Origin of the sequence: Vibrio sp. MM46 (assembly GCF_027587135.1) — a bacterium.
GTDB lineage: Bacteria > Pseudomonadota > Gammaproteobacteria > Enterobacterales > Vibrionaceae > Vibrio > Vibrio harveyi.
Genome location: NZ_JAPPTO010000019.1, coordinates 1 through 22,961 on the forward strand (window position 1 = coordinate 1; position 22,961 = coordinate 22,961).

At 47.4% G+C, this 22,961-nt stretch carries 25 protein-coding genes; 8 read left to right on the plus strand and 17 right to left on the minus strand.

Annotated elements, in window-relative coordinates:
* Positions 1 to 156: 156 nt before the first annotated feature.
* The 8 genes from fusA to fkpA form a co-directional block, all read right to left on the minus strand.
* On the minus strand, positions 157 to 2,256 hold the full coding sequence (fusA, locus tag OH459_RS19540; protein ID WP_005451470.1) for an elongation factor G: 2,100 nt from the start codon (positions 2,254 to 2,256) through the stop codon (positions 157 to 159).
* Between the two features lie 138 nt (positions 2,257 to 2,394).
* Positions 2,395 to 2,865 (minus strand): 30S ribosomal protein S7, encoded by a 471-nt coding sequence (gene rpsG / locus OH459_RS19545; RefSeq protein ID WP_005438390.1) that lies wholly within the window; start codon positions 2,863 to 2,865, stop codon positions 2,395 to 2,397.
* A gap of 100 nt (positions 2,866 to 2,965) precedes the next feature.
* Positions 2,966 to 3,340: a 30S ribosomal protein S12 gene (gene rpsL / locus OH459_RS19550; RefSeq protein WP_004399892.1), complete on the minus strand. Its 375-nt coding sequence runs from the start codon at positions 3,338 to 3,340 to the stop codon at positions 2,966 to 2,968.
* A gap of 178 nt (positions 3,341 to 3,518) precedes the next feature.
* Complete coding sequence (gene tusB, locus OH459_RS19555) at positions 3,519 to 3,794, minus strand: sulfurtransferase complex subunit TusB (protein ID WP_017190929.1); 276 nt, start codon at positions 3,792 to 3,794, stop codon at positions 3,519 to 3,521.
* A 7-nt stretch (positions 3,795 to 3,801) separates the two neighbouring features.
* Positions 3,802 to 4,158, minus strand: a complete 357-nt coding sequence (tusC, locus tag OH459_RS19560; RefSeq protein ID WP_269988197.1) for a sulfurtransferase complex subunit TusC — start codon at positions 4,156 to 4,158, stop codon at positions 3,802 to 3,804.
* The gene (gene tusD / locus OH459_RS19565; protein ID WP_005438379.1) at positions 4,155 to 4,550 is read right to left on the minus strand and encodes a sulfurtransferase complex subunit TusD; all 396 of its coding nucleotides are present in this window, start codon (positions 4,548 to 4,550) and stop codon (positions 4,155 to 4,157) included. The genes tusC and tusD overlap by 4 nt, the downstream gene beginning before the upstream one ends.
* A gap of 2 nt (positions 4,551 to 4,552) precedes the next feature.
* The gene (locus OH459_RS19570) at positions 4,553 to 5,269 is read right to left on the minus strand and encodes a helix-turn-helix transcriptional regulator (protein ID WP_005438378.1); all 717 of its coding nucleotides are present in this window, start codon (positions 5,267 to 5,269) and stop codon (positions 4,553 to 4,555) included.
* A 144-nt stretch (positions 5,270 to 5,413) separates the two neighbouring features.
* Positions 5,414 to 6,196 (minus strand): FKBP-type peptidyl-prolyl cis-trans isomerase, encoded by a 783-nt coding sequence (gene fkpA / locus OH459_RS19575; RefSeq protein ID WP_005451465.1) that lies wholly within the window; start codon positions 6,194 to 6,196, stop codon positions 5,414 to 5,416.
* A 128-nt stretch (positions 6,197 to 6,324) separates the two neighbouring features.
* On the opposite strand from fkpA, the gene OH459_RS19580 reads away from it, so the two are divergent.
* Positions 6,325 to 7,311, plus strand: a complete 987-nt coding sequence (locus tag OH459_RS19580; RefSeq protein WP_005451464.1) for a WD40 repeat domain-containing protein — start codon at positions 6,325 to 6,327, stop codon at positions 7,309 to 7,311.
* On the plus strand, positions 7,308 to 7,535 hold the full coding sequence (locus tag OH459_RS19585; RefSeq protein ID WP_005451463.1) for a SlyX family protein: 228 nt from the start codon (positions 7,308 to 7,310) through the stop codon (positions 7,533 to 7,535). Before OH459_RS19580 ends, OH459_RS19585 begins: the two co-directional genes overlap by 4 nt.
* A 94-nt stretch (positions 7,536 to 7,629) precedes the next feature.
* Here OH459_RS19585 and OH459_RS19590 read toward each other — a convergent pair whose 3' ends face one another.
* The 5 genes from OH459_RS19590 to kefG form a co-directional block, all read right to left on the minus strand.
* Positions 7,630 to 8,571, minus strand: a complete 942-nt coding sequence (locus OH459_RS19590) for an isoaspartyl peptidase/L-asparaginase family protein (protein WP_005451462.1) — start codon at positions 8,569 to 8,571, stop codon at positions 7,630 to 7,632.
* Between the two features lie 130 nt (positions 8,572 to 8,701).
* On the minus strand, positions 8,702 to 9,277 hold the full coding sequence (gene slyD, locus OH459_RS19595; RefSeq protein WP_005432768.1) for a peptidylprolyl isomerase: 576 nt from the start codon (positions 9,275 to 9,277) through the stop codon (positions 8,702 to 8,704).
* Between the two features lie 88 nt (positions 9,278 to 9,365).
* The gene (locus tag OH459_RS19600; RefSeq protein WP_005432753.1) at positions 9,366 to 9,566 is read right to left on the minus strand and encodes a YheV family putative zinc ribbon protein; all 201 of its coding nucleotides are present in this window, start codon (positions 9,564 to 9,566) and stop codon (positions 9,366 to 9,368) included.
* A gap of 35 nt (positions 9,567 to 9,601) precedes the next feature.
* Entirely contained in the window at positions 9,602 to 11,398 is a 1,797-nt protein-coding gene (kefB, locus tag OH459_RS19605) for a glutathione-regulated potassium-efflux system protein KefB (RefSeq protein WP_038897874.1), read from the minus strand.
* Positions 11,382 to 11,969, minus strand: a complete 588-nt coding sequence (gene kefG / locus OH459_RS19610) for a glutathione-regulated potassium-efflux system ancillary protein KefG (protein WP_005451460.1) — start codon at positions 11,967 to 11,969, stop codon at positions 11,382 to 11,384. Before kefG ends, kefB begins: the two co-directional genes overlap by 17 nt.
* A 177-nt stretch (positions 11,970 to 12,146) precedes the next feature.
* Between kefG and OH459_RS19615 the strand changes: the two genes are divergently transcribed.
* The 6 genes from OH459_RS19615 (at position 12,147) to crp (ending at position 17,799) form a co-directional block, all read left to right on the plus strand.
* On the plus strand, positions 12,147 to 14,066 hold the full coding sequence (locus tag OH459_RS19615; RefSeq protein ID WP_269988237.1) for an ABC transporter ATP-binding protein: 1,920 nt from the start codon (positions 12,147 to 12,149) through the stop codon (positions 14,064 to 14,066).
* Positions 14,063 to 14,542: a TIGR02444 family protein gene (locus OH459_RS19620; protein ID WP_017190933.1), complete on the plus strand. Its 480-nt coding sequence runs from the start codon at positions 14,063 to 14,065 to the stop codon at positions 14,540 to 14,542. The genes OH459_RS19615 and OH459_RS19620 overlap by 4 nt, the downstream gene beginning before the upstream one ends.
* Positions 14,543 to 14,642: 100 nt before the next feature.
* A complete protein-coding gene (locus OH459_RS19625) occupies positions 14,643 to 15,650 on the plus strand; it encodes a hydrolase (RefSeq protein ID WP_005451453.1) in 1,008 nt (335 codons plus the stop codon).
* 70 nt (positions 15,651 to 15,720) lie between these two features.
* Positions 15,721 to 15,933 carry a YheU family protein gene (locus OH459_RS19630; protein WP_005451451.1) on the plus strand — a complete coding sequence of 71 codons (213 nt, stop codon included), beginning with the start codon at positions 15,721 to 15,723 and terminating at the stop codon, positions 15,931 to 15,933.
* Positions 15,934 to 16,057: 124 nt separating this feature from the next.
* Complete coding sequence (locus OH459_RS19635; RefSeq protein WP_005438358.1) at positions 16,058 to 16,927, plus strand: phosphoribulokinase; 870 nt, start codon at positions 16,058 to 16,060, stop codon at positions 16,925 to 16,927.
* Positions 16,928 to 17,166: 239 nt separating this feature from the next.
* On the plus strand, positions 17,167 to 17,799 hold the full coding sequence (crp, locus tag OH459_RS19640) for a cAMP-activated global transcriptional regulator CRP (protein WP_005381432.1): 633 nt from the start codon (positions 17,167 to 17,169) through the stop codon (positions 17,797 to 17,799).
* 189 nt (positions 17,800 to 17,988) lie between these two features.
* On the opposite strand, the gene OH459_RS19645 is transcribed toward crp, so the two are convergent.
* From OH459_RS19645 to OH459_RS19660, 4 genes are all read right to left on the minus strand, one after another.
* The gene (locus tag OH459_RS19645) at positions 17,989 to 18,780 is read right to left on the minus strand and encodes a DUF1338 domain-containing protein (protein ID WP_005451448.1); all 792 of its coding nucleotides are present in this window, start codon (positions 18,778 to 18,780) and stop codon (positions 17,989 to 17,991) included.
* 264 nt (positions 18,781 to 19,044) lie between these two features.
* The gene (astD, locus tag OH459_RS19650) at positions 19,045 to 20,502 is read right to left on the minus strand and encodes a succinylglutamate-semialdehyde dehydrogenase (RefSeq protein WP_005451447.1); all 1,458 of its coding nucleotides are present in this window, start codon (positions 20,500 to 20,502) and stop codon (positions 19,045 to 19,047) included.
* Between the two features lie 28 nt (positions 20,503 to 20,530).
* On the minus strand, positions 20,531 to 21,550 hold the full coding sequence (astA, locus tag OH459_RS19655; RefSeq protein ID WP_045412733.1) for an arginine N-succinyltransferase: 1,020 nt from the start codon (positions 21,548 to 21,550) through the stop codon (positions 20,531 to 20,533).
* Between the two features lie 108 nt (positions 21,551 to 21,658).
* Entirely contained in the window at positions 21,659 to 22,870 is a 1,212-nt protein-coding gene (locus OH459_RS19660; RefSeq protein WP_005438347.1) for an aspartate aminotransferase family protein, read from the minus strand.
* Positions 22,871 to 22,961: the final 91 nt, after the last annotated feature.

Here is a 22,961-nt window from a genome sequence, read left to right on the forward strand (position 1 = left end):
CAATCGTGTTCCTTCCTAGTTATGATTCGCCGTGATCATTATTGATCTCGACGCGCCAGAAATTGTTATTTTATGCGCCAACGCCTGTTAGCGCAATATTTGGACGCATTGATCTTTAAAAAAAGCTGGACTTTTTTTCAGCTCAAAGCGTTTTAATTAGTAACCACGGTCTGCAATGATTTTATCTGCGAAGTTTTTCGGTACTTCAGCGTACTCGTTAAACTCCATAGAGTAAGACGCACGGCCTTGAGTTGCAGAACGTAGGTCAGTTGCGTAACCAAACATCTCAGATAGTGGAACTTGAGCACGAATGATCTTAAGACCAGCCACACCTTCATCCATACCTTCGATCATACCGCGGCGGCGGTTTAGGTCACCAACAACGTCACCCATCCAATCTTCCGGCGTAGTTACTTCAACATTCATCATTGGTTCTAGAATCACAGGTTGTGCTTCTAGTGCACCTTTCTTGAATGCCATCGAGCCAGCGATCTTGAACGCCATCTCGCTTGAGTCAACATCGTGGTAAGAACCGTCAAATAGTGTTGCTTTAATATCTAGAACAGGGTAACCCGCTAGAACACCACTATTCATTTGTTCTTCGATACCTTTCGATACCGAGCTGATGTATTCCTTAGGAACCACACCACCCACAATCTCGTCTACGAATACGAAACCTTCACCAGGCTCTGAAGGTTCAAGTTTGATCCATACGTGACCGTATTGACCGCGACCGCCAGATTGACGAACGAACTTGCCTTCTACTTCCGCTTTACCACGAATGGTTTCACGGTAAGCAACCTGAGGTTTACCAACGTTACAGTCAACGCTGAATTCACGCTTCATACGGTCAACGATGATATCTAGGTGAAGCTCACCCATACCAGAGATCAGAGTCTGACCTGTTTCGTCATCCGTTTCCACGCGGAATGATGGGTCTTCCGCTGCCAGTTTACCTAGCGCGATACCCATTTTCTCTTGGTCTGCTTTAGAACGAGGTTCTACAGCGATCTGAATTACAGGTTCAGGGAATTCCATGCGTTCTAGAATCACTTTGTGGTTCTGGTCACATAGTGTGTCACCTGTTGTAACGTCTTTCAGACCGATAGCAGCTGCGATATCACCAGCGCGAACTTCTTTTACTTCTTCACGCTTGTTCGCATGCATCTGAACGATACGACCGAAACGCTCTTTCTTGTCTTTTACTGAGTTGTAAACAGCATCACCTGAGTTCACAACACCTGAGTAAACGCGCATGAAAGTTAGCGTGCCCACGAATGGGTCAGTCGCGATCTTGAATGCTAGTGCTGAGAACGGTTCGTTGTCGTCTGCGTGACGCTCAACTTCGTTCTCTCTTTCGTCGATACCTTTAATTGCAGGTACGTCGATTGGCGATGGCAAGAACTCGATCACTGCGTCTAGTACTGCTTGAACACCTTTGTTTTTGAACGCACTACCACAAGTAGCCAGTACGATTTCGTTGTTTAGTGTACGAGTACGTAGAGCTTGTTTGATCTCTGCTTCAGACAGTTCACCTTCTTCAAGGTACTTGTCCATTAGCTCTTCAGTTGCTTCTGCTGCCGCTTCAACTAGGTTGTTGCGCCATTCTTCTGCAAGCTCTTGCATGTCAGCTGGAATTTCGTCGTATGTGAACGACATACCTTGATCAGCTTCATTCCAGTTGATCATCTTCATCTTGATAAGGTCGATAACACCACGGAAATCATCTTCTGCACCAACGTTTAGTTGGATTGGAACAGGATTCGCACCAAGACGGTTTTTAATTTGGTCCACAACGCGTAGGAAGTCAGCGCCTGCACGGTCCATCTTATTTACAAATACCATACGTGGAACGTGGTACTTGTCAGCTTGACGCCATACAGTTTCAGACTGAGGTTCAACACCAGATGAACCACAGAACACAACAACTGCACCATCAAGTACGCGTAGAGAACGCTCTACTTCGATAGTAAAGTCAACGTGTCCAGGGGTGTCGATGATGTTAACGCGGTGCTCTTGGAATTGTGCTTCCATACCACGCCAGAAGGTAGTAGTCGCCGCAGACGTGATTGTGATACCACGTTCTTGCTCCTGCTCCATCCAGTCCATGGTTGCTGCGCCATCGTGAACTTCACCGATTTTATGAGACAGACCAGTGTAGAACAGAATACGTTCAGTAGTGGTTGTTTTACCTGCATCTACGTGAGCACAGATACCGATATTACGGTAGCGCTCAATAGGAGTTTTGCGAGCCACGATTGAATCCTCTTAACTTAGAGATAGGGACTATTGCTATAACTAAAAAATGCTATCCCCTAGATATAGCAATAGTTCCTAGCATAGGCATAGGAACTAAAGAAGTGCTGCAAGGAACCTTGCAGCACTGAAAAGGTATTACCAACGGTAATGAGCGAACGCTTTGTTTGCGTCAGCCATGCGGTGAACGTCTTCACGTTTCTTAACCGCAGTACCTTTGTTCTCAGACGCGTCTAGCATTTCAGCAGCTAGGCGTTGAGCCATAGATTTTTCACCACGCTTACGCGCAGCTTCAACCAACCAACGCATAGCAAGTGCGTTACGGCGAACCGGACGTACTTCTACAGGTACTTGGTAAGTTGAACCACCTACACGGCGAGATTTAACTTCTACCGCTGGGCGAACATTTTCAAGAGCTTCTTCAAAAATAGCTAAGTGGTCTTTACCAGACTTTTCAGCCATAGAATCTAGTGCAGTGTAAACGATTTTTTCTGCAGTAGATTTTTTACCGTCAACCATTAGGATGTTAACGAATTTTGCCAGCAGTTCAGATTTGAACTTTGGATCTGGAAGGATCTTACGCTGACCAATGACGCGACGACGTGGCATGGATTTTCTCCGTTGTCTTCTTCAGGTTTTATCCAAAACTTTTCAGTTTTTTCAAAAAATTAAAAATAATTTAGTGTTTGGCCTTACTTAACGGAATCCATTAAGACTTAGGACGCTTCACACCGTACTTAGAACGACCTTGTTTACGGTCGTTAACGCCAGCACAGTCAAGTGCACCGCGAACAGTGTGGTAACGTACACCCGGAAGGTCTTTTACACGACCGCCACGGATTAGTACAACACTGTGCTCTTGAAGGTTGTGACCTTCACCGCCGATGTACGATGTAACTTCGAAGCCGTTTGTCAGACGTACACGACAAACTTTACGAAGTGCTGAGTTAGGTTTTTTAGGTGTAGTAGTGTAAACACGAGTACATACACCACGTTTTTGTGGGCACGCTTCTAGTGCAGGCACGTTGCTTTTAACAACTTGCTTTGCACGTGGCTTACGTACCAACTGGTTAATAGTTGCCATTAACTAGCTCCTGATTTACTTGAAAGTAAGCTTTGTGAAAAATCTATCCCTAACAGCGGTTGGCAGTTAGGGACGCAAAATTCTATGCAGCAGTGAGAGGTGTGTCAAGAAATATACGGATCTTTTTTGTTCAATTAGGGCAATTAATCCGTAAAGCTCAATCGACAGGAAAGAAGGGTTAATCCCAAGTCAGAGATTTGGCTTGTTTTGCTGTTAGTTCAACAAAGCCAGCATAGCCAATCACCTCAATAGATGGGCTGATACGATTGTTCATACCGCGGGCTTCAATATCGCTTTGCAGCGCAAACATTGATGGACCTTTTACCTTGCTGAATGCCTTATGCTGAGGGTTCGCAGCGTACACGGCATCTTCAATCAACAAGACATCATCTTGCTCACTGTACAGTGCCATTGCATCGTCTAATGCAGCTACGGATTTGATGATATGTAACATGGCTTCCTCAGAATGACAGCAGTTTGCCCGCTTGTTGTAGTTGAGCTTTTAGGTGCTCTGTATTTAGCGCCTCTGCATCAATGACTAAATCGGCTTGAGCCAAGCCACGCTCGGCAAGCGAATCGGCACAAACAAACACTTGCTCAATGTCGTACAAGTCGAACAACTTCAACATTGGAGCGTAGTCTTTGCTTAATATGCCTTTAGGCTCTTGTCCAAGCAGTAACTGATACACACCATCCCCAACAAATAGAACGGTGATGTCTTCACAGTACGCAGACGCTGCTAACAGCGCATCCACACCTTCACGCCCTGCATTGTTACCATGAGGCGCGCTACGAAATAGGTAAGTTAACTGACTCAAAACTGCACCACTCTATCTTGCGTTAACATGGCTTCAGCTAAGCTCCCCAAACCGGCTTGCTCGAACCCTGTCGCTAGGTTGTTCTGCTCAAGACCATGTTGATTCGCCTCATCTTCGCTGATGATGCCGCGACGCAAAGCGGCTGCTACGCAGGTTTCCAGACGAACATCGTGTTGCTGTGCGAGTGATTGCCATGCTTTGGTTAGGTCAAACTCGTCGTTGGCAGGCACGCTCAAAGCCGTACCATTAGTGACGCCATCTTGGTAAAAGAACACACTCACCAGAGTATGTCCTTGTTCAATTACCGCTTGTGCGAATTGATATGCGCTGCGCGCCGATTGACTGCCGTAAACCGGCCCGTTCACTACCAGCGTGTAAGTTAATCCACTCACGCTTATTCGTCCTCAGTCTTACGCTGACGAATGTATAGGTAAACGGTGTGTTTAGAGATATTCAGGCGATCTGCGACACGGTTGATAGCGTCTTTGATATCGAAAATACCTTTGTCGTACAGTTCCATCACTATCTGACGGTTTTTGGTGTTGTTCGAGACGGATTTGTCGGCGTTGATCTCTTCAATCGTACGCTCAACCGTTTGGTCTACGAGTTCTTCAACATCACTTGCGAAGTTAACGGATGACGCCGCTTCTTTCGCTTCTTGCGTTGGCATGAAAGATTGCAGCACTTGAGAGAAAGGCGCATCAAGGTTGACGTTGATACAAAGCAAACCAATCACACGGTTTTCGCCGTTACGAATAGCAACGGTGATCGACTTCATTAATACGCCGCCTTTAGCGCGGGTGAAGTACGAACGTGAGAAGTTACGCTCAGAACCTTCGATGTCTTTCAGCATCTTAAGTGCTAAGTCAGTGATAGGAGAACCTACCTGACGACCGGTGTTCTCACCGTTAGCGATTTTGATTGCAGAGGTATTGAGGTCTTCCAGTGAGTGAAGAACGATCTCACAGAACGGACCAATAAGACTGGCAATGCCGTCCACGACCGCTTCGTAAGATCTCAAGATGATTTTATCGTGCTCGGTAAATGGCATCACGTTGACAGATTCCATTTCGAGCAACATTTCCGCATTTATTGTTTCTGTAGTTGTCATAAGCCTTCGAGCGAAAAATCAACAAATTGGTGTAAGTTTATCAGAAAATTTGAAAGGCAACCTAGCAAACTCACCAACTAGTGACCTAGAACAAAAAAGGCCCGTAAAACGGACCTTTTTTCATCGAGTTATCGCTAAAGATAATTATTGAGCAGCGTTGTCGTTCTCAATTTTTAGTAGCTCAACTTCGAATACTAGCGTTGAGTTAGCAGGAATGCTCGGTGTGTCTTGGTCACCGTATGCTAGCTCTGGCGGGATAACGAATTTGAACTTAGAACCTACAGGCATTAGCTGAACACCTTCAGTCCAACCTGGGATTACGCGGTTTAGTGGGAACGTTGCTGGTTCGCCACGATCGTAAGAGCTGTCGAATTGAGTACCGTCGATCAGAGTACCTTTGTAGTGTACTTGAACTGTGTCGGTGTCTTTTGGCTTCTCGCCTTCAGCCGGTGTTTCAACTTTGTATAGAAGACCAGATTCTGTCTTCACTACGCCTTCTTGCTTCTCGAATTCCGCACGGAAGTCATCACCAGCTTTCTTCGCTTCAGCTGCTTTCTCAGCCGCTTGCTTTTGCATAGTTTCTGCAACACGCTTGTCTAGAGATTCTAGAGCGGCACGAGTTTCTTCTTCGTTTAGCGCTGCTTTATCTTTAAATACGTCTTCGATACCTTTAAGAACTAGGTCTTTGTTTAGGTTGATGCCAATTTCGCTTGGTTTTTCAATGCTAGTGCTTAGGTAGTTAGCAAATGAAACACCGATCGCGTAAGCCGCTTTGTCATCGTCTGTTTTAAAGTGAACTGCTTTACCAGTCTCTGCTTGAACTTGTTCTGCTTGAGGTGCTGCTTCTGGTTTTGTTTCTTCTTTTTGACAACCTACCGCTAGCATTACTGTTGCAGCAAGTAGCGACACTTTTAAAACTGATTTCATTAAATTCTCCCAATAATGGCTTAGCCACTGGTTGTTGTGCACAAATCTTCTATGAGACTAGTGAAGACAATCGTTATACCAATATACTAGCTATATGTCTTAAGACACAAACCGGATTATTAGATGTGATGCAAAGAATTTCTCATTTATTCCTATATTTAATTGTCATCACCACGTTAAATGGATGCTTTTTTACCGATCGTGATGTTCAACGTTGGTCACTCGAACCACAAGGTTCCACCAGCTTTGCGCTCAGCCGAGATGGTCGATTTGCGCTGCTGTACTCCAAAGAGCACCAATTGGTTCTTTGGGATTTGGAGCAAAACAAACAACTCGCAAAGCTGGGTGAACTCGATCAAGCCGCCAACGTGGTCTCCCATATTCGCATTTCAGACAATGGTCGTTATGCAGTCACAGCAAGCCAAATGAACTTCGCTGTGTGGGATCTCGGATGGACTCAAGCTGAAGGGCTGTGGTCTATCGATGACGCACTGATTCGAGACGTTGATATCACCAGTAACGGTGAACAGGTATTACTTGGACTGTCCAACGGTAAAGCGATTTACGTCAACTTAGTCACTGGTCGTCGGCTAGAGTTCCTTGCGCACCAAGAAAAAGTCAATTCTGTCGCTATCTCGCCCAACGGTCGCTTCGCTCTCACAGGTGGCAACGACTACAAAGCGTATCTGTGGGATACCGAAACAGGGCTGGTATTGCGTACCTTTGAGCACGACCAACGCGTAGTCAGAGTCGCTTTACAGAGAGATGGCAAACTGGCCATGACCTCAGACGGTGGCAACCAAGCCATCATCTGGAATTTAGAGACGGGTGAAGAAGTCACGCAACTGAGCAGTTGGTCTCGTCAGTTAATCTTTTCGACGGCGCGCTTCTCCGATGATGGCAGCTTGTTAGTAACTGGCACACCTTCAGGTCGTGTGATGGTGTGGGATACCCAGACCGGCAAACGCGTCGATGGATTTGAAGTTGAGCCGAAAAAAGATACTCGCCCTCCCCGCGCGGTCGTGTATGATGCAGCCTTTGATTCCAAGCAACGTGTAATTACTGCCACTTCTGCGGGCATTGCCCAAGCTTGGCAGCTAGAGAACGGATCATGACAGATAAAATCATTCAGCAATTGGAAGCTCGCATCAATGACTTAGAATGTCAGCTTGCGTTCCAAGAACAGACTATTGAAGATCTGAACGGCGCCTTGTCGCAGCAACAACTGCAAATTACCAAGATGCTCGATCAGATGAAATATGTGGTAGGTAAAGTGAAAAATATGGACTCGTCGAATTTAGCCGATCCGTCAGAAGAAACCCCACCACCGCATTATTAAAATGCAGGCTCAAATAGCATAAAGCCCAGAACGTGTTCTGGGCTTTGTTGTATTCGCAACTTAAAAATGTTGCTTAGGAATGAGCGGGACGAAATTATTCGTCTGCGTAGATTTTAACGGTCAGCTCGCCTTGTGTATTGATGCCAGCTCGGTACATGCCAGAACTGTTCATCGCAAAGTGCAGCTCACCTTTAGCATCAATTGCAATCAAACCACCTTCGCCGCCCATTGCTTTTAAATCACCCTGAATAATGTGTTCGCACGCCGTATGAACGTCTTCTTGCAAATAACGCATGCGTGCTGCAACGTCTTCCGCAACACGTTTACGAATAAAGAACTCACCGACGCCCGTAGTGGAAACCGCGACGACACCATTCTCTGCCACCGTACCACAACCAATCAGAGCGGAGTCTCCCACTCGACCGTATTTCTTGTTGGTCACGCCACCAGTACTGGTTGCAGCGGCTAAGTTGCCTTGTTGGTCCAATGCCACCGCACCAACCGTACCGTGCTTACGATCATCTGGGTAACGAGATTCCGACAGAGCAAACAGTCCTTTCTCACGCATAGACAGCAACTGCTCATAGCGGCGATCGGTAAAGAAGTAATCCTGCTCGGTGTACTCATGACCTTGTTCAAAAGCAAACTTCTCTGCGCCCTCGCCCACCAACAATACATGGTTGCTGTTTCGCATCACGTCACGAGCGAGTTCAATGGGGTTTCTGATATGACGCACCCCAGCGACTGCCCCTGCGGCTTGCTGTCGACCATCCATCACAGAGGCATCCATTTCGACCATCTCGTTATGGGTCAGTACCGAGCCTTTACCCGCATTAAAATTAGGAGAGTCTTCCAGCACTTTCACTGCCGCCACGACCGCATCTATGGCTTCACCACCTGTTGCTAGGATTTGATGCCCCGCTTTTACCGCAGCTTCTAAATCCGCCAAGATGGATTGTTGCAGTTCGTCACTCATCTGTTCACGCAAGATAGTGCCTGCACCACCATGAATGGCAATCGAGAAAGGTTTCATCATCGCTTTGTCCAACTGTTATTCCTTGTATGATTGGCACTACACCCCAGATAGACAAAAAGCGCAAGTTGAAACCTCAACTTGCGCTTTTTAAAGCTTTGCTAGATAGCGTTATCTAGTGAAGAGCGTGCGATTAGTGAGAACCGCAACCGCCGCCGCCACAACATTCGTGGTCGTCAGCTTTTTCTTCGCCACCGCAGCAGCCGCCTTCGTGATCGTGGTCGTGACCGCCACAACAGCCACCACCTTGGTGGATGTGACCGTGTTCGATCTCTTCAGCTGTCGCTTCACGAGTAGCCATAACTTCTACTTCGAAAGTTAGTGTTTGACCAGCTAGCATGTGGTTGCCGTCTACAACAACTTCGTCGCCGTCTACTTCAGTTACTTCTACAGGGATTGGACCTTGGTCAGTATCTGCTAGAAAACGCATGCCAACTTCGATTTGGTCAACGCCTTGGAATACGTCTGCAGGAACACGTTGCACTAGTGCATCGTTGTGGTCGCCGTACGCATCTTCAGGAGCTACTGTTACTGAGAACTTGTCGCCAGCCACTTTACCTTCTAGTTCTTTCTCAAGACCAGTGATTAGGTTGTTGTGACCGTGAAGGTAATCAAGAGGTGCTTCAGAAGTTGATTGATCAACAACAACACCGTCTTCCAACATTACTTTGTATGCAAGGCTTGCAACAACGTTCTTTTCAATTTTCATACTAACTCCAGGGAGATTAATTGACCTAACCAGAATGGGGTTAAGTACCGAGATGATAGTATTATGGGGATCAATTAACGAAGTTCAATTACTCAGGCTTAAAAATCCCGATCATTTCTTGTTCTGAGTGTTTATTTTTTTCTACAGATTGCGGTTTACGCTGCTCGGTATAATCGCAGTCGACACACTCAACCAGCTCAATGTTGTTATCAATCCACCAGCGCAGAGTATCTTGCTGACTGCATTGCGGGCAGCTTGCACCCGCGATAAAACGTTTCTTGGCTTTCACTTTTGTTCCTTTTCCCGCTTGATGCTGCGCGGGTACTACTTCCAATGATTTGGCGACTGTTGGTCGCTTTCCATTTCACGACCGAAGATTTCTTCTAGTTCTTTACGTGCTTCTTTCGAGCGTTGAGCGAGTTCTTTGTCCTCATTGTGCTGAGGTAACAAGTCTTTGAGCATAGCATTATCTAGCTTGCGAAAATGTGCTTCTGCCCGCTTTGCTTGATACGGGTGCATACCTAATTCTACGAGCGCTTGGCGACCTAGATCTAATGCGCCTAAAAAGGTTTCTCGCGAGTAATTTTGCACGCCGTGGTTCATTAGCTGGTAGGCTTCTACGCGGCTGCGGGCACGGGCAAGGATCTTCAATTTCGGGAAGTGCGCACGGCAAATGTCGACAATCGCCATCACCTCATCTGGTGAGTCGGTACAGATCACTAAGGCTTCTGCTTTATCCGCTCCCGCGGCGCGTAACAAATCAATCTGAGTCGCATCACCATAAAACACCTTATAACCATATTTACGCAGCAAGTGGATTTGGCTCGCGTCACTTTCTAGTACCGTTACTTTGATCTTGTTGGCGTACATCAGGCGTCCAACAATCTGACCAAAACGACCAAAGCCTGCGATGATCACTCGTGGTCGACGATCCACCACATTGGTCGTGACGCTCTCTTCTTCTTGGTTAAGCGTGTGCGCAAACCATTTTTTCTGCCCCATGAGCAACAGCGGCGTCGTCACCATCGACAAGCTCACCACCACCAACAGGAAGGCAACTTGCTCTTTGGTTAAGATTCCTTCTTGACTTGCAGCGGTAAAAATCACAAACGCAAACTCGCCACCTTGGCTCAAAATCGCCGCCATACGACTGCGCGATTTCGCACGGACTCGAGCAGTGCGAGCTAAGACATACAGAACCAAACCTTTGACCACCACGAGAGCAATCACGGCACCAATAATTGCGAACGGTTGCAAGGCTAATAAACCAAGATTCACTGCCATACCCACAGCAATAAAGAACAAGCCAAGCAGCAGACCTTTAAACGGTTCAATCGCGATTTCTAGTTCATGACGGTATTCACTTTCTGCCAGTAACACACCTGCTAAGAAAGTACCGAGTGCCATCGACAGCCCCAGCTTTTGCATCGCAACAGAAATGCCAAGTACGACTAGGAGGGCGGCAACGGTGAAGAGTTCTCGCACACCACTCATCACCACAAAACGGAACAAAGGACGTAAGAGGAAATGACCGCCAACTAATAACGCAACCACACTGCCTAATACCCAAATAGCATCTAACCAATCACCGCCGCTTTGACCACCAGCGAGTAATGGCAACATGGCGAGCATCGGAATGACGGCAATATCTTGGAACAGCAGCACCGCAAAACCAGATTGTCCGGTTTCCGTGCCAGCTTGCCCCTGCTCTTCGATCACTTTTAGTGCAATCGCGGTGGACGAGAGTGCCAAGCCCATACCGATCACTAAGCTCACTTGCATGCTCAATCCAAACAGGCTGACGATGCTGCCTATCACCGCCGTGGTAACAATAACTTGGGCACCACCCAGACCGAGGATTGGTCCGCGCATCTGCCATAACTTTTTGGGGTTCAGTTCTAAACCAATTAAGAACAGCAGCAACACCACCCCGAGTTCAGCAAAGTGGAGAATCGCGTCCACATCACTGATTAACCCCAGCCCCCAAGGACCAATTAGAACGCCTGCAATCAGGTAGCCAAGCACAGAGCCCAGACCAAGTCGCTGGGCAATCGGCACTGCAATAACGGCAGCAGAAAGGAATACCACACTACTTTGAAGAAACTCACTGGTTATCGCCATGGTAACCTCCTTGCTCATCCCACTCTCTCAGGGGGTTGTTCAGCCATTGACGATATTGTTCAGCATGCTGATAACGTTCGATGTCCGATACATTGCGCGACCAGTACAGCACTAAAGGCTCAATCCAATGCATCTGACATAAAGCGGCAGTCAGTTCAAACGGTTGTAGAATTTGCTCAAGTGGGTATTTGTTGTAACCCATCGGGCTGAACGCATCCTCTTTACCGCCAGTAGTGATCACACTGCGCCAGTACTTACCCGCTAATGCGCTACCATCACCGAACGCAAAACCTTTGCCCAACACACGATCCATCCATTCTTTCAACAGTGCAGGACAGGAATACATATAGAGAGGATGATGAAAAACGATCACATCATGCGACATCAGCAGATCGTGTTCGTAGTTCACATCAATAAAGAAATCAGGGTACGCGCCATAAAGATCGTGCACGGTGACATGACCCAGTGATTCGATTTTTTTAATCATCACTTGGTTGGCAATGGAGTTTTGCGGTTCTGGGTGAGCATAAATAACCAGAACCCTCGGAGGAATGGGCGTAGCAACAGCCAAATGGTCGTCCTTGTGTTGATTTCTCAGGGAAAATTATCGTTATCAGTTTGTTATACTTTTTTGTATAGCATAATGCAATTAAAGCGCAGAGATCGACTTTTCCCGCCAATACCCCTACTATTCACCGCGAGATCAACGACCAAGAAACGCGCACTGCGCAAAGTGAATTAAAACTCTATGATTACCTTCTCTGATATTCAGTTACTGCGTGGCGGTAAACCTCTTTTAGACCAAGCATCTGCAACCATTCACCCAGGCGACAAAGTAGGTCTGGTTGGTAAAAATGGCTGTGGTAAATCAACTCTGTTTGCCCTACTAAAAGATGAACTGTCGATTGATGCAGGCTCATTTAGCCAACCTCAACATTGGGAATTGGCTTGGGTTGCACAGGAAACGCCAGCACTCGACCGTAGTGCACTGGAATACGTCATTGATGGTGATCGTGAGTTCCGCGATCTTGAAGCTCAACTGGCTGTCGCCGAAGAGAAAGACAACGGCACCCTAGTTGCGGAGATCCACGGCAAAATTGAAACCATTGGCGGTTACAGCATTCGCGCACGTGCTGCCGAACTGCTTGATGGTCTGGGCTTTAGCCAAGAGCAAATGAGTTGGAACCTGACTCAGTTCTCGGGTGGTTGGCGTATGCGCCTTAACTTGGCTCAAGCGCTATTGTGTCGTTCTGATCTACTGTTACTCGACGAACCAACCAACCACTTGGATTTGGACGCGGTAATGTGGCTAGAGCGCTGGCTACAAAACTACCCTGGTACGCTGATTCTGATCTCGCACGACCGTGACTTCTTGGACCCGATCGTTGGTCGCATCATTCACATCGAGAACCAGCAGTTGAACGAATACACGGGTAACTACTCGTCATTCGAAAACCAACGCGCACAAAAGATGGTGCTGCAACAAGCGATGTTCGAGAAGCAACAGAAACAGATGTCGCACATGCAAAGCTATATTGACCGCTTCCGTTACAAAGCATCCAAAGCGCGCCAAGCACAAAGCCGTATTAAAGCGCTGGAGCGTATGGAGAAGGTACTGCCAGCGCAGTTCGATAACCCATTTAGTTTCCAGTTCCGCGATCCTGCAGCCCTACCAAACCCAATCATGATGATGGATGAAGTATCGGCAGGCTACGGTGACAACCTGATCTTAGAGAAGATCCGCCTTAACTTAGTGCCGGGCAGCCGTATTGGTCTACTTGGTCGTAACGGCGCGGGTAAATCAACCTTGATCAAATTGCTGTCTGGTGAGCTCAAAGCGCAAGGCGGTGATCTCACTTATTCACAAGGCGTGAAGATCGGTTACTTCGCTCAGCACCAACTAGAAACACTGCACCCAGAAGAAACACCGCTGCAACACATGATGCAAATCGCACCGGATCAAACCGAGCAGCAGCTACGTGATTACCTAGGTAGCTTTGGTTTCCAAGGTGATAAAGCACTTGAGAAAGTCGCACCGTTTTCTGGTGGTGAAAAAGCACGTTTGGTATTGGCATTAATTGTGTGGCAGAAACCAAACCTATTGCTACTCGATGAACCGACCAACCACTTAGACTTGGACATGCGCCAAGCACTAACGATGGCACTACAAACATTCGAAGGTGCGATGGTGATTGTTTCGCACGATCGCTACCTATTGCGTGCAACCACAGATGATTTGTACCTTGTGCACGATCGCCAAGTCGCACCATTCGACGGTGACTTGAACGATTACTACAAGTGGTTGACCGAGCAACAAAAAGCCGAGCGTAAAGAAGCACAAGCTGCTCAACCAGTTAAAGATAACGCCAACAGTGCAGCGGCGAAAAAAGAGCAAAAGCGACGCGAAGCAGAATTTCGTAAGCAGACCGCACCAATTCGCAAAACGCTGACACAGTTAGAAAACAAAATGGATAAGTTAGGTGAAGCTCTAGCGAAAGCAGAAGAGCAATTAGCGGATAACTCGCTGTATGAAGCCGAAAACAAGGCTAAACTTAACGAAGTGTTGGCGCTTCAAGCTTCTAGCAAAGCAGATCTTGAAGAAATAGAAATGGAATGGATGTCTGCCCAAGAAACACTCGAGCAGATGGAACTAGAGTTTAATCAATGACAAACGAGCACGCGGAATACACTCTTACCCTAGAACACCTTTGGCAGTTCAGTTTGCAATTTTATGGTGTGCGAGAAGTGAAGGAAGCGTGCTTATCATTGCAAAACAACTACCACGGCAACGTGAACCTATTACTGCTGCTCAGATGGCTCGATGAGCAGCAGGTGATTTTCCAAGAGCAAGACTGGCATTTAGTTCAAGGCTGTCTTGGTCGAAGTGAAACCCTGCTCCACTCTTACCGTGAACTTCGTCGCCACCTCAAATCACAAGTTAATGACGCGCTTTATCGCGAAGCATTACAGTTCGAATTGCAGCTCGAAAAACAGCAACAGTCCGACCTCGTCGACTGCGTCAACTCACTCAGATTAGTCAAGAATGATGGCGAACCACTGACGCTGAGATACTGTCGCCAGTTAGGTGGAGAGCATCTGCAACAGGCATTCTCCATTCCAGTTCCAAACATTCAATATCCATAAATCAGTCATAAACCAGTAAAATATCTATACTAAAGCTATAAAGGATTATATTAATAAGTTCTTCAGCGAACATTGAAGGACCATATAAGAGCAGTTAGGTATGACACAATTTTTCGCAGCCGCCGGGATTAAGAACCCGCATCTTCAGACGCTATTGCCACGCTTTATCCGCAAGAAAGCGTTGTTTACGCCTATTTGGCAAACACTCGATACACCGGATGGTGACTTCTTAGATTTGGCGTGGTCACAACAGCCAGATTCTGAAGCCGCTCACAACAAACCAATCTTCGTCCTCTTTCATGGCTTAGAAGGCTGCTTCTATAGTCCGTATGCGAACGGTTTGATGAACGCCTTCTCTAAATCGGGTTGGCTGTCAGTGATGATGCACTTTCGTGGTTGCAGCGGTAAGCCAAACAAGAAAGCCCGCGCCTATCATTCTGGCGAAGTAACGGATGCTCGTTTCTTTCTTGAGCAACTCAATCAGCAATTCCCTAACAACCCTAAAGTTGCGGTCGGCATTTCCCTTGGCGGTAACATGCTGGCGAACTACTTGGCTGAGTATAAAGACGACCCAATATTAAGTGCCGCAACCATTGTCTCTGCACCACTGGACTTGGCAGCATGTGCCAATCGTATTGAGCAGGGCTTCTCGAAAGTTTACCGACGTTACTTGCTCTCTTCACTCAAACGCAATGCACTGCAAAAGCACGACTTAATCCAAGGTGAACTCGCCTTGTCGTATAACTCGATCAAACGCGTGACTCGCTTGTATGAATTTGATGACTTGATCACCGCGCCTCTGCATGGTTTTAAAGACGCGCAAGATTATTACGATCAATGTTCAGGCTTAAGCAAGTTGCAACAGATCACCTTGCCAACCTTGATCATCCACGCCAAAGACGATCCGTTTATGACCGAAGAGGTGATCCCAAAATTCGTATTGCCAGACAACATTGATTATCGGCTTTATGAACATGGTGGACACGTTGGCTTCCTGACGGGCACGGCATTAAAACCTAAATTCTGGTTAGAAGAAGCATTACCGGCTTATTACGAAAGTATCGCCGCTGAGTACCTTTCTGCTGTATCAGTGCCACGAACACAGTAAACTATCTAGGCGCGCCAGACATCAATAACCTAAGAGGCGCGCTTAAACATCATAAAAGTTTGAGGTATTTATGATCATTCCATGGCAAGACATTTCGCCAGAGACACTAGAAAACCTGATCCGCGAATTCGTGCTACGTGAAGGCACCGACTACGGCTCAGTCGAAGTTTCACTGCAGAGTAAAATCGATCAGGTCAAAACCCAATTAGAGAAAGGCGAAGCGGTCATCGTATTTTCTGAGCTTCATGAAACGGTTGATATCCAACTAAAAGCAAAGTTTTAGACCCTTCACATTTTACCGTATCCCACTCGATGACAAGGGCTTGTTACGTGCTATAGTGGGTTATCGACCGTGCAGCATACGTGTGCTGCACTTTACAGGTAAGTAATTTTCGACAAGGTTTGTCATGTCAGCGAAACACCCAATCATTGCGGTTACTGGTTCGTCCGGTGCCGGCACTACCACCACTTCTGAAGCCTTCCGCAAGATGTTCAATATGATGAACGTCAAACCAGCGTGGGTTGAAGGTGACAGCTTCCACCGCTTTACACGTCCAGAGATGGATGTCGAAATCCGCAAAGCGCGTGAGCAAGGCAAACACATCAGCTACTTTGGTCCACAAGCCAATGACTTTCCGGGGCTAGAAGAGTTCTTCCGTAAGTTCGGTGAAGATGGCACTGGCAGCGTGCGCCGCTATCTGCACACTTTTGATGAAGCCGTTCCATACAACCAAATGCCGGGCACCTTTACGCCTTGGCAAGATCTGCCAGAAAACAGCGATGTGCTGTTCTACGAAGGTTTACACGGTGGCGTGGTAGATGGTGATGTCAATGTGGCGCGTCACGTCGACTTTCTAATTGGCATGGTGCCGATTGTGAACTTGGAATGGATTCAAAAGTTCGTTCGTGACACGCGCGATCGTGGTCATTCAAGAGAAGCGGTGATGGATTCGATCGTGCGCTCGATGGACGATTACCTGAACTACATTACCCCGCAATTTTCTCGCACACATATCAACTTCCAACGCGTACCAACCGTCGATACTTCTAACCCACTTAACGCTAAAGGCATCCCTAGCTTGGATGAAAGCTTCGTGGTGATCCGCCTGCGCGGTATCAAGAATGTCGACTTCCCGTATTTGTTGGCGATGATTGATGGCTCCTTCATGTCTCGCCATAACACCATTGTGGTTCCTGGCGGTAAGATGAGCTTTGCAATGGAGCTCATAGTGAGACCGATTCTGCAGCAACTCATCGAAACCGGAAAAATTGGCTAAAAACCTCGTTAATTGAGTGTTTACTTTTCATACCGTGATCATGTGCACAGTTTTGCTTACAAAATCTCAATCATGGCACGATTAAAATCAAGAAATCGTTTCCGAAAAAGGATACTATTTCTAACCGAAACACAAGAGAGCTTGCAGCATATAAAAAGTGCTCTTATTCTAGTAAGCCAATTCAGGCTTAGCTAAAATATGGATAGCGCAAGCGTACCCTGCAGAGGAAGTGAGATATTATGGTTCTAGGTAAACCTCAAACCGACCCAACATTAGAGTGGTTTCTTTCACACTGTCATATTCATAAGTACCCATCAAAGAGCACGCTAATTCACGCGGGCGAAAAAGCAGAGACTTTGTACTACATCGTTAAAGGTTCTGTTGCGGTTCTTATCAAAGACGAAGAAGGTAAGGAAATGATCCTTTCTTACCTAAACCAAGGCGACTTCATTGGTGAGCTTGGTCTATTCGAAGAAGACCAAGAGCGTACAGCTTGGGTTCGCGCTAAATCTCCTTGTGAAGTGGCAGAGATTTCTTTCAAGAAATTCCGTCAACTTATCCAAGTTAACCCAGACATCCTAATGCGTCTTTCAGCGCAAATGGCTCGTCGTCTACAAGTTACTAGCCAAAAAGTGGGTGACCTAGCGTTCCTAGACGTAACTGGTCGTATCGCTCAGACTCTTCTGAACCTTGCTAAACAACCAGATGCGATGACGCACCCAGACGGCATGCAAATCAAGATCACTCGTCAAGAAATCGGTCAAATTGTTGGCTGTTCTCGTGAGACAGTAGGTCGTATCTTGAAGATGCTAGAAGAGCAGAACCTAATTTCTGCGCACGGTAAAACTATCGTTGTTTACGGGACTCGTTAATCTCGATTAACGTTTAAAAAATTTAAAAGCCACCAAATGCAAGTTTGGTGGCTTTTTTGTTTTTTGGGAGTTAGACATTGAGAGTCGAGAGCGCTGCGCTTCACAACGGACTTCATCCTTTGAGATGAAGCCTTCTCAGATTCCAAGTAAAAACCCTCTCGAAGCGAAGTGGTTCTCGTCTTGTATCTATTAACCGTTGGTACTCTCGAAGATCTTATCTGCCGATGCAGCTACAAATCCTGGGTACAACTCACCGTTATCCATTGGGTAGCGCTTGGCAAACTCGTAAAAGCCTCCAGGAATCACCTCAACGCCTTCAGTGAAGGTCACTGGCACTTTGTCTGCCATGGTCGATGATTGCTCTAGTAGCACCTCTGGCGTACCTTTTACTTCACCGCCATTCTCGTTGATGATAAAGCCTACGGTGCGTAGGTGGTCGTTCACTTGCTTCACTTCTTCATGCTGATTGAGTTGATTCACACTCACCGTGAAGTGGTTCGCTCCGTAACCGTGCGCAGCAAGCCAAGAAGCGTACTCACTCTCTTTCGCTAAGATCTGGAAGTCAGCATAGCTAAGGTCCCACAAACGTCCGCCGTACAAGAAATCACTGCTGGTCAATTTAGACGCATCAACCTGCTCTACCAGTTTATGAACGATGGCTTGTAGCTCTGGTGAGCACTCATCCACTTTCAATTCACTGATGAAGACTTTTGGCTGTTTCGGATCTGGGTGCTCAAAATGTTTTGCCACCAGCTTTTTGCTTTCAAATACGTAGTCACCACAGGCTTTGTAACCCACCGCTAGGAATGGCTTCGCTAACGTTTCAATGCCTAGGGGAGCGACATTAAACGTACGTAGCGCAATATGGTCATTAATCAGAGGCTCATCTTCTTGAAGAAGCTGATGAACTTTAGCAGCAGAAGGGCAAAGACGTTGAATGTAGTCTTGCCATAGCGATTCAAATAACACATCGGGCGTCATAACGACTCCTTGTTATGAAATGTAGAGTTAGGGGTAAGAGGAAGTTGACCGCTCGTTCACAGCCCGTGGGCTGTCCAGAATCACGAACGAGCGGTCATCAACCTGTGACGGTATGTGTGGCATAAGTGCCAGTCAGTCAACACGCTCTGGAGAGTCTTAAGCTCGCCTTTGGCGTTTGCCAGCGCGCTTACCAGAATCCTAACTTGGTAAATAGCTCCGGCAGAGAGAAGCGGCGATACTTTGTCACCACTTCGTGTTTCTCTATTACAGGCTTACACCCGGGCTCAATGTGGCAGGTAAGACCGTCTCTTGTCCTTCCATTGATGCCATTGGGTACGCACAGTAGTCTGCTGCGTAGTAAGCACTAGGGCGTAGGTTACCCGACGCACCCGGACCACCAAATGGCGCATCACCACTTGCGCCCGTCAGCTGACGGTTGCGGTTCACGATGCCAGCACGAATGTGGTCCACGAAGTATTCCCATTCTTGGTCATCGGTTGAAACCAGACCTGCAGATAGACCAAAGCGCGTATCGTTCGCCAGCTCTACTGCTTTCTCTAGCCCTTCATAGCGCACCACTTGCAGAAGTGGGCCGAAGTACTCTTCATCTGGCAACTCGGCAATGTTCGTCACATCGATGATGCCCGGAGAAACAAACGCCGCTTCGCCTGCTTTTGCTTCAATCAAGCTTTCGCCACCCAGTGATTGCAAGTTCGCTTGTGCATCGAGAATGAACTTGGCCGCCGCTACCGAAATTTGCGGTCCCATGAAAGGCGCAGGCTCTGCAAATGGTTGGCCTACACGAATATTGCGTGTCGCTTCCACCAGCTTAGTAATGACTGCATCACCCTTGTCGCCAAATGGAATGTATAGTCGACGAGCACAGGTACAGCGTTGCCCTGCACTGATGAAGGCAGATTGGATGATGGTGTAAACCGTTGCGTCTAAGTCACCGTAGTTATCCGAGATAACCATCGGGTTGTTGCCACCCATTTCAAGCGCCAGCATTTTGCCCGGCTGACCAGCAAACTGACGATGTAGAACATGACCTGTGTTTGCACTACCAGTAAACAGCACGCCATCGATACCTTTCGCATCCGCCAGCGCAATACCGGTTTCTTTCGCGCCTTGGACTAGGTTAATCACACCTTTTGGTAGACCGACCTCTTCCCACAGCTTCATAGCGAGTTCACCCGTCCATGGCGTTTGCTCAGACGGTTTGAAGACCACGGTGTTACCAGCCAATAGTGCTGGCACGATGTGACCATTTGGCAGGTGACCCGGGAAGTTATAAGGACCAAACACCGCCATCACACCCAATGGGCGATGACGCAATACAATTTGGTTTCCTGCGGCTTCACGTGTCGCTTCACCCGTACGCTCGTGGTAAGCACGAATAGAAATCGCAATTTTACCTGCCATCGCTGCCGCTTCGGTACGTGTTTCCCAGATTGGCTTGCCGGTTTCTTTGGCAATCACTTCAGCGATTTTTTCGCTGTTCTCTTTTACTTTCTCTGCAAAAGCCAACACGATCGCTTCGCGCTCTGCAAATGGGCGCTTCTTCCAATCGACAAACGCTTCACGCGCCGCAGATACCGCTTGGTTGACCTGCTCTGCTGTTGCGCCGTTACCTTGCCAGATCACTTCTTGGTTGTAAGGCGACAGAGACGTAAATGCTTCACCCTGACCTTGTACCCATTCACCTGCAATCCAATGTGTCATTGTTTCTATCCTTAAATTCTGTCGTCAGTTACTGCGGAAGAAGGCGAACAAAATCCCCTTCCTCAACCAAGAGTGCATCCGCCAATTCTGGTGCAAGCACTACGCTTTGCGTTTCTGCGTCGTAAGCCGCTTTTGCAGCTGCAGCACGGAAGTTCTCGAATGATGAATTACACATCAAGAAGTCTTGTGTGCTGGTGTGCTCCGAGATTTTGACTTGCGCGCGGAATGAGTGGCGTACCGATTCGATATTACGTAAGTCACACTCCACCGTTGGACCACCATCGAAAATGTCGACGTATCCACGGTTGGTAAAACCTTCACGCTCAAGCAGCTTCAATGCTGGACGTGTATTGTCGTGCACTTTACCAATCACGGCTTGCGCTTCTGGGCTCAGTAGGTTGATGTAGATTGGCAACTTCGGCATCAAGTCGGCGATAAAGCCTTTCTTGCCGATACCAGTTAGGTAATCCGCAAGCGTAAAATCGATAGAGAAGAAATGCTCTTGAAGCCACTGCCAGAATGGCGAGTTACCGTTCTCGTCTGATACGCCACGCATTTCAGCAAAGATGGTTTCCGAGAAACGCTCTGGGTGCTCTGCCATCATTAAGAAACGACACTTAGACATCAGACGCCCGTTCAAGCCACCACGGAATTTCTCACGTAGGAACAAGGTACAGATTTCGCTGTTACCCGTGTAGTTGTTACCAAAAGTCAGTAGCTTAACCACGTTGTTTACGCCAAGCTTTGGTGACGAGTGCACCACTTTACTGATGTGGTAAGAATAAAATGGCACATCCCAGCCAATCGAAGCTTCAATACCTGTGGTACCTGCCACCTCACCAGTTTCAGATTCAAAGCCCACCATTAGGTAGCCTTCATCACCGGCTTCCTTCACATCAGGTTTGCCAAAACTGTATTCTGAGTGTTTGATTCGATTGGTTAACAGTTCTGCGTTAACCGGTAGAGATGTAAATCCATGACCTGACTCAACCGCACAGGTGTGCAGCGCGTCATAATCCGACATTGCGATAGGGCGAACTACTAGCATCAATACTCCCTCCAGATGCAAGAAGATCCTAACTATATTGTAGGAACAATACCCCCATCAGAGATCCTTGATGGGGGTGTCTAGGTTGACGATAAGCGGAGATCGCGCTTAAACCAGCGTTGCGATCGCTTTATCTAGCTTCGCCAAACCTTCTTCGATTTCTTGTTGTGTGATAACGAGTGATGGTGTGAAACGTACGACATTGGCACCCGCAACCAATACCATGAGACCTTGTTTACCCGCAGCAACCAGTACGTCACGCGCACGACCTTGCCACTCTTCATTAAGTGCTGCACCAAGCAGTAGACCTTTACCACGCACTTCAGAGAAGATGTTGTATTTCGCGTTAATCTTCTCCAGACCTTCACGGAACATGGCTTCACGCTCTAGTACGCCAGCCAATACTTCTGGTTTTGTCACTTCTTCAACAACCGCTTCTGCAACCGCACACGCTAGTGGGTTACCGCCGTAAGTTGAACCGTGCGTGCCCACTTTCATGTGCTCAGCCAGTTTTGCTGTCGTTAGCATCGCACCGATAGGGAAACCACCACCCAGTGATTTCGCTGTGCTTAGAATGTCTGGCGTGATGCCTAGACCTTGGTATGCATAGAAATGACCAGTACGACCGTTACCAGTTTGCACTTCATCGAAGATCAACAGTGCGTTGTGCTTGTCACACAGTTCACGAACTGCTTGAGCGAACTCAGGTGTTGGTGGAATGATGCCGCCCTCACCTTGCAGAGGCTCCATCATTACGGCACAAGTGCGATCCGACATGTGTGCTTGAAGTGCTTCGATATCGTTGTAAGGAAGGTGTGTCACATCGCCAGGTTTAGGACCAAAACCGTCTGAGTAAGCCGCTTGACCGCCTACTGTTACCGTGAAGAAAGTACGACCGTGGAAACCTTGTTTGAATGCGATGATTTCAGATTTCTCTGTACCATGAACGTCTGCTGCGTAACGACGTGCTAGCTTTAGTGCCGCTTCGTTTGCTTCTGCGCCAGAGTTAGCGAAGAACACGCGCTCAGCAAAGCTGACTTCTGTTAACTTCTTCGCCAATCGCAGTGCTGGCTCGTTAGTCATAACATTACTTAGGTGCCAAAGCTTGTTACCTTGCTCAGTCAATGCGTTCACCATAACTGGGTGACAATGACCAAGACAGCTCACCGCAATACCACCAGCAAAGTCGATGTATTCATTTCCGTTCTGATCCCAAATGCGTGAACCTTCACCTTTTACAGGGATCATTTCCATCGGGTTATAGCAAGGTACCATTACCTCATCGAATAAACCGCGCTCTACTTTGTTTTCCGTTGTCATTGCACATTCCTTCTTGATACCGCATGCCTAGCAGATAAGCGAATTTAACCGGCACTCTTTGCCAGCAAATAATGTTTTGCATTTAAGCTAT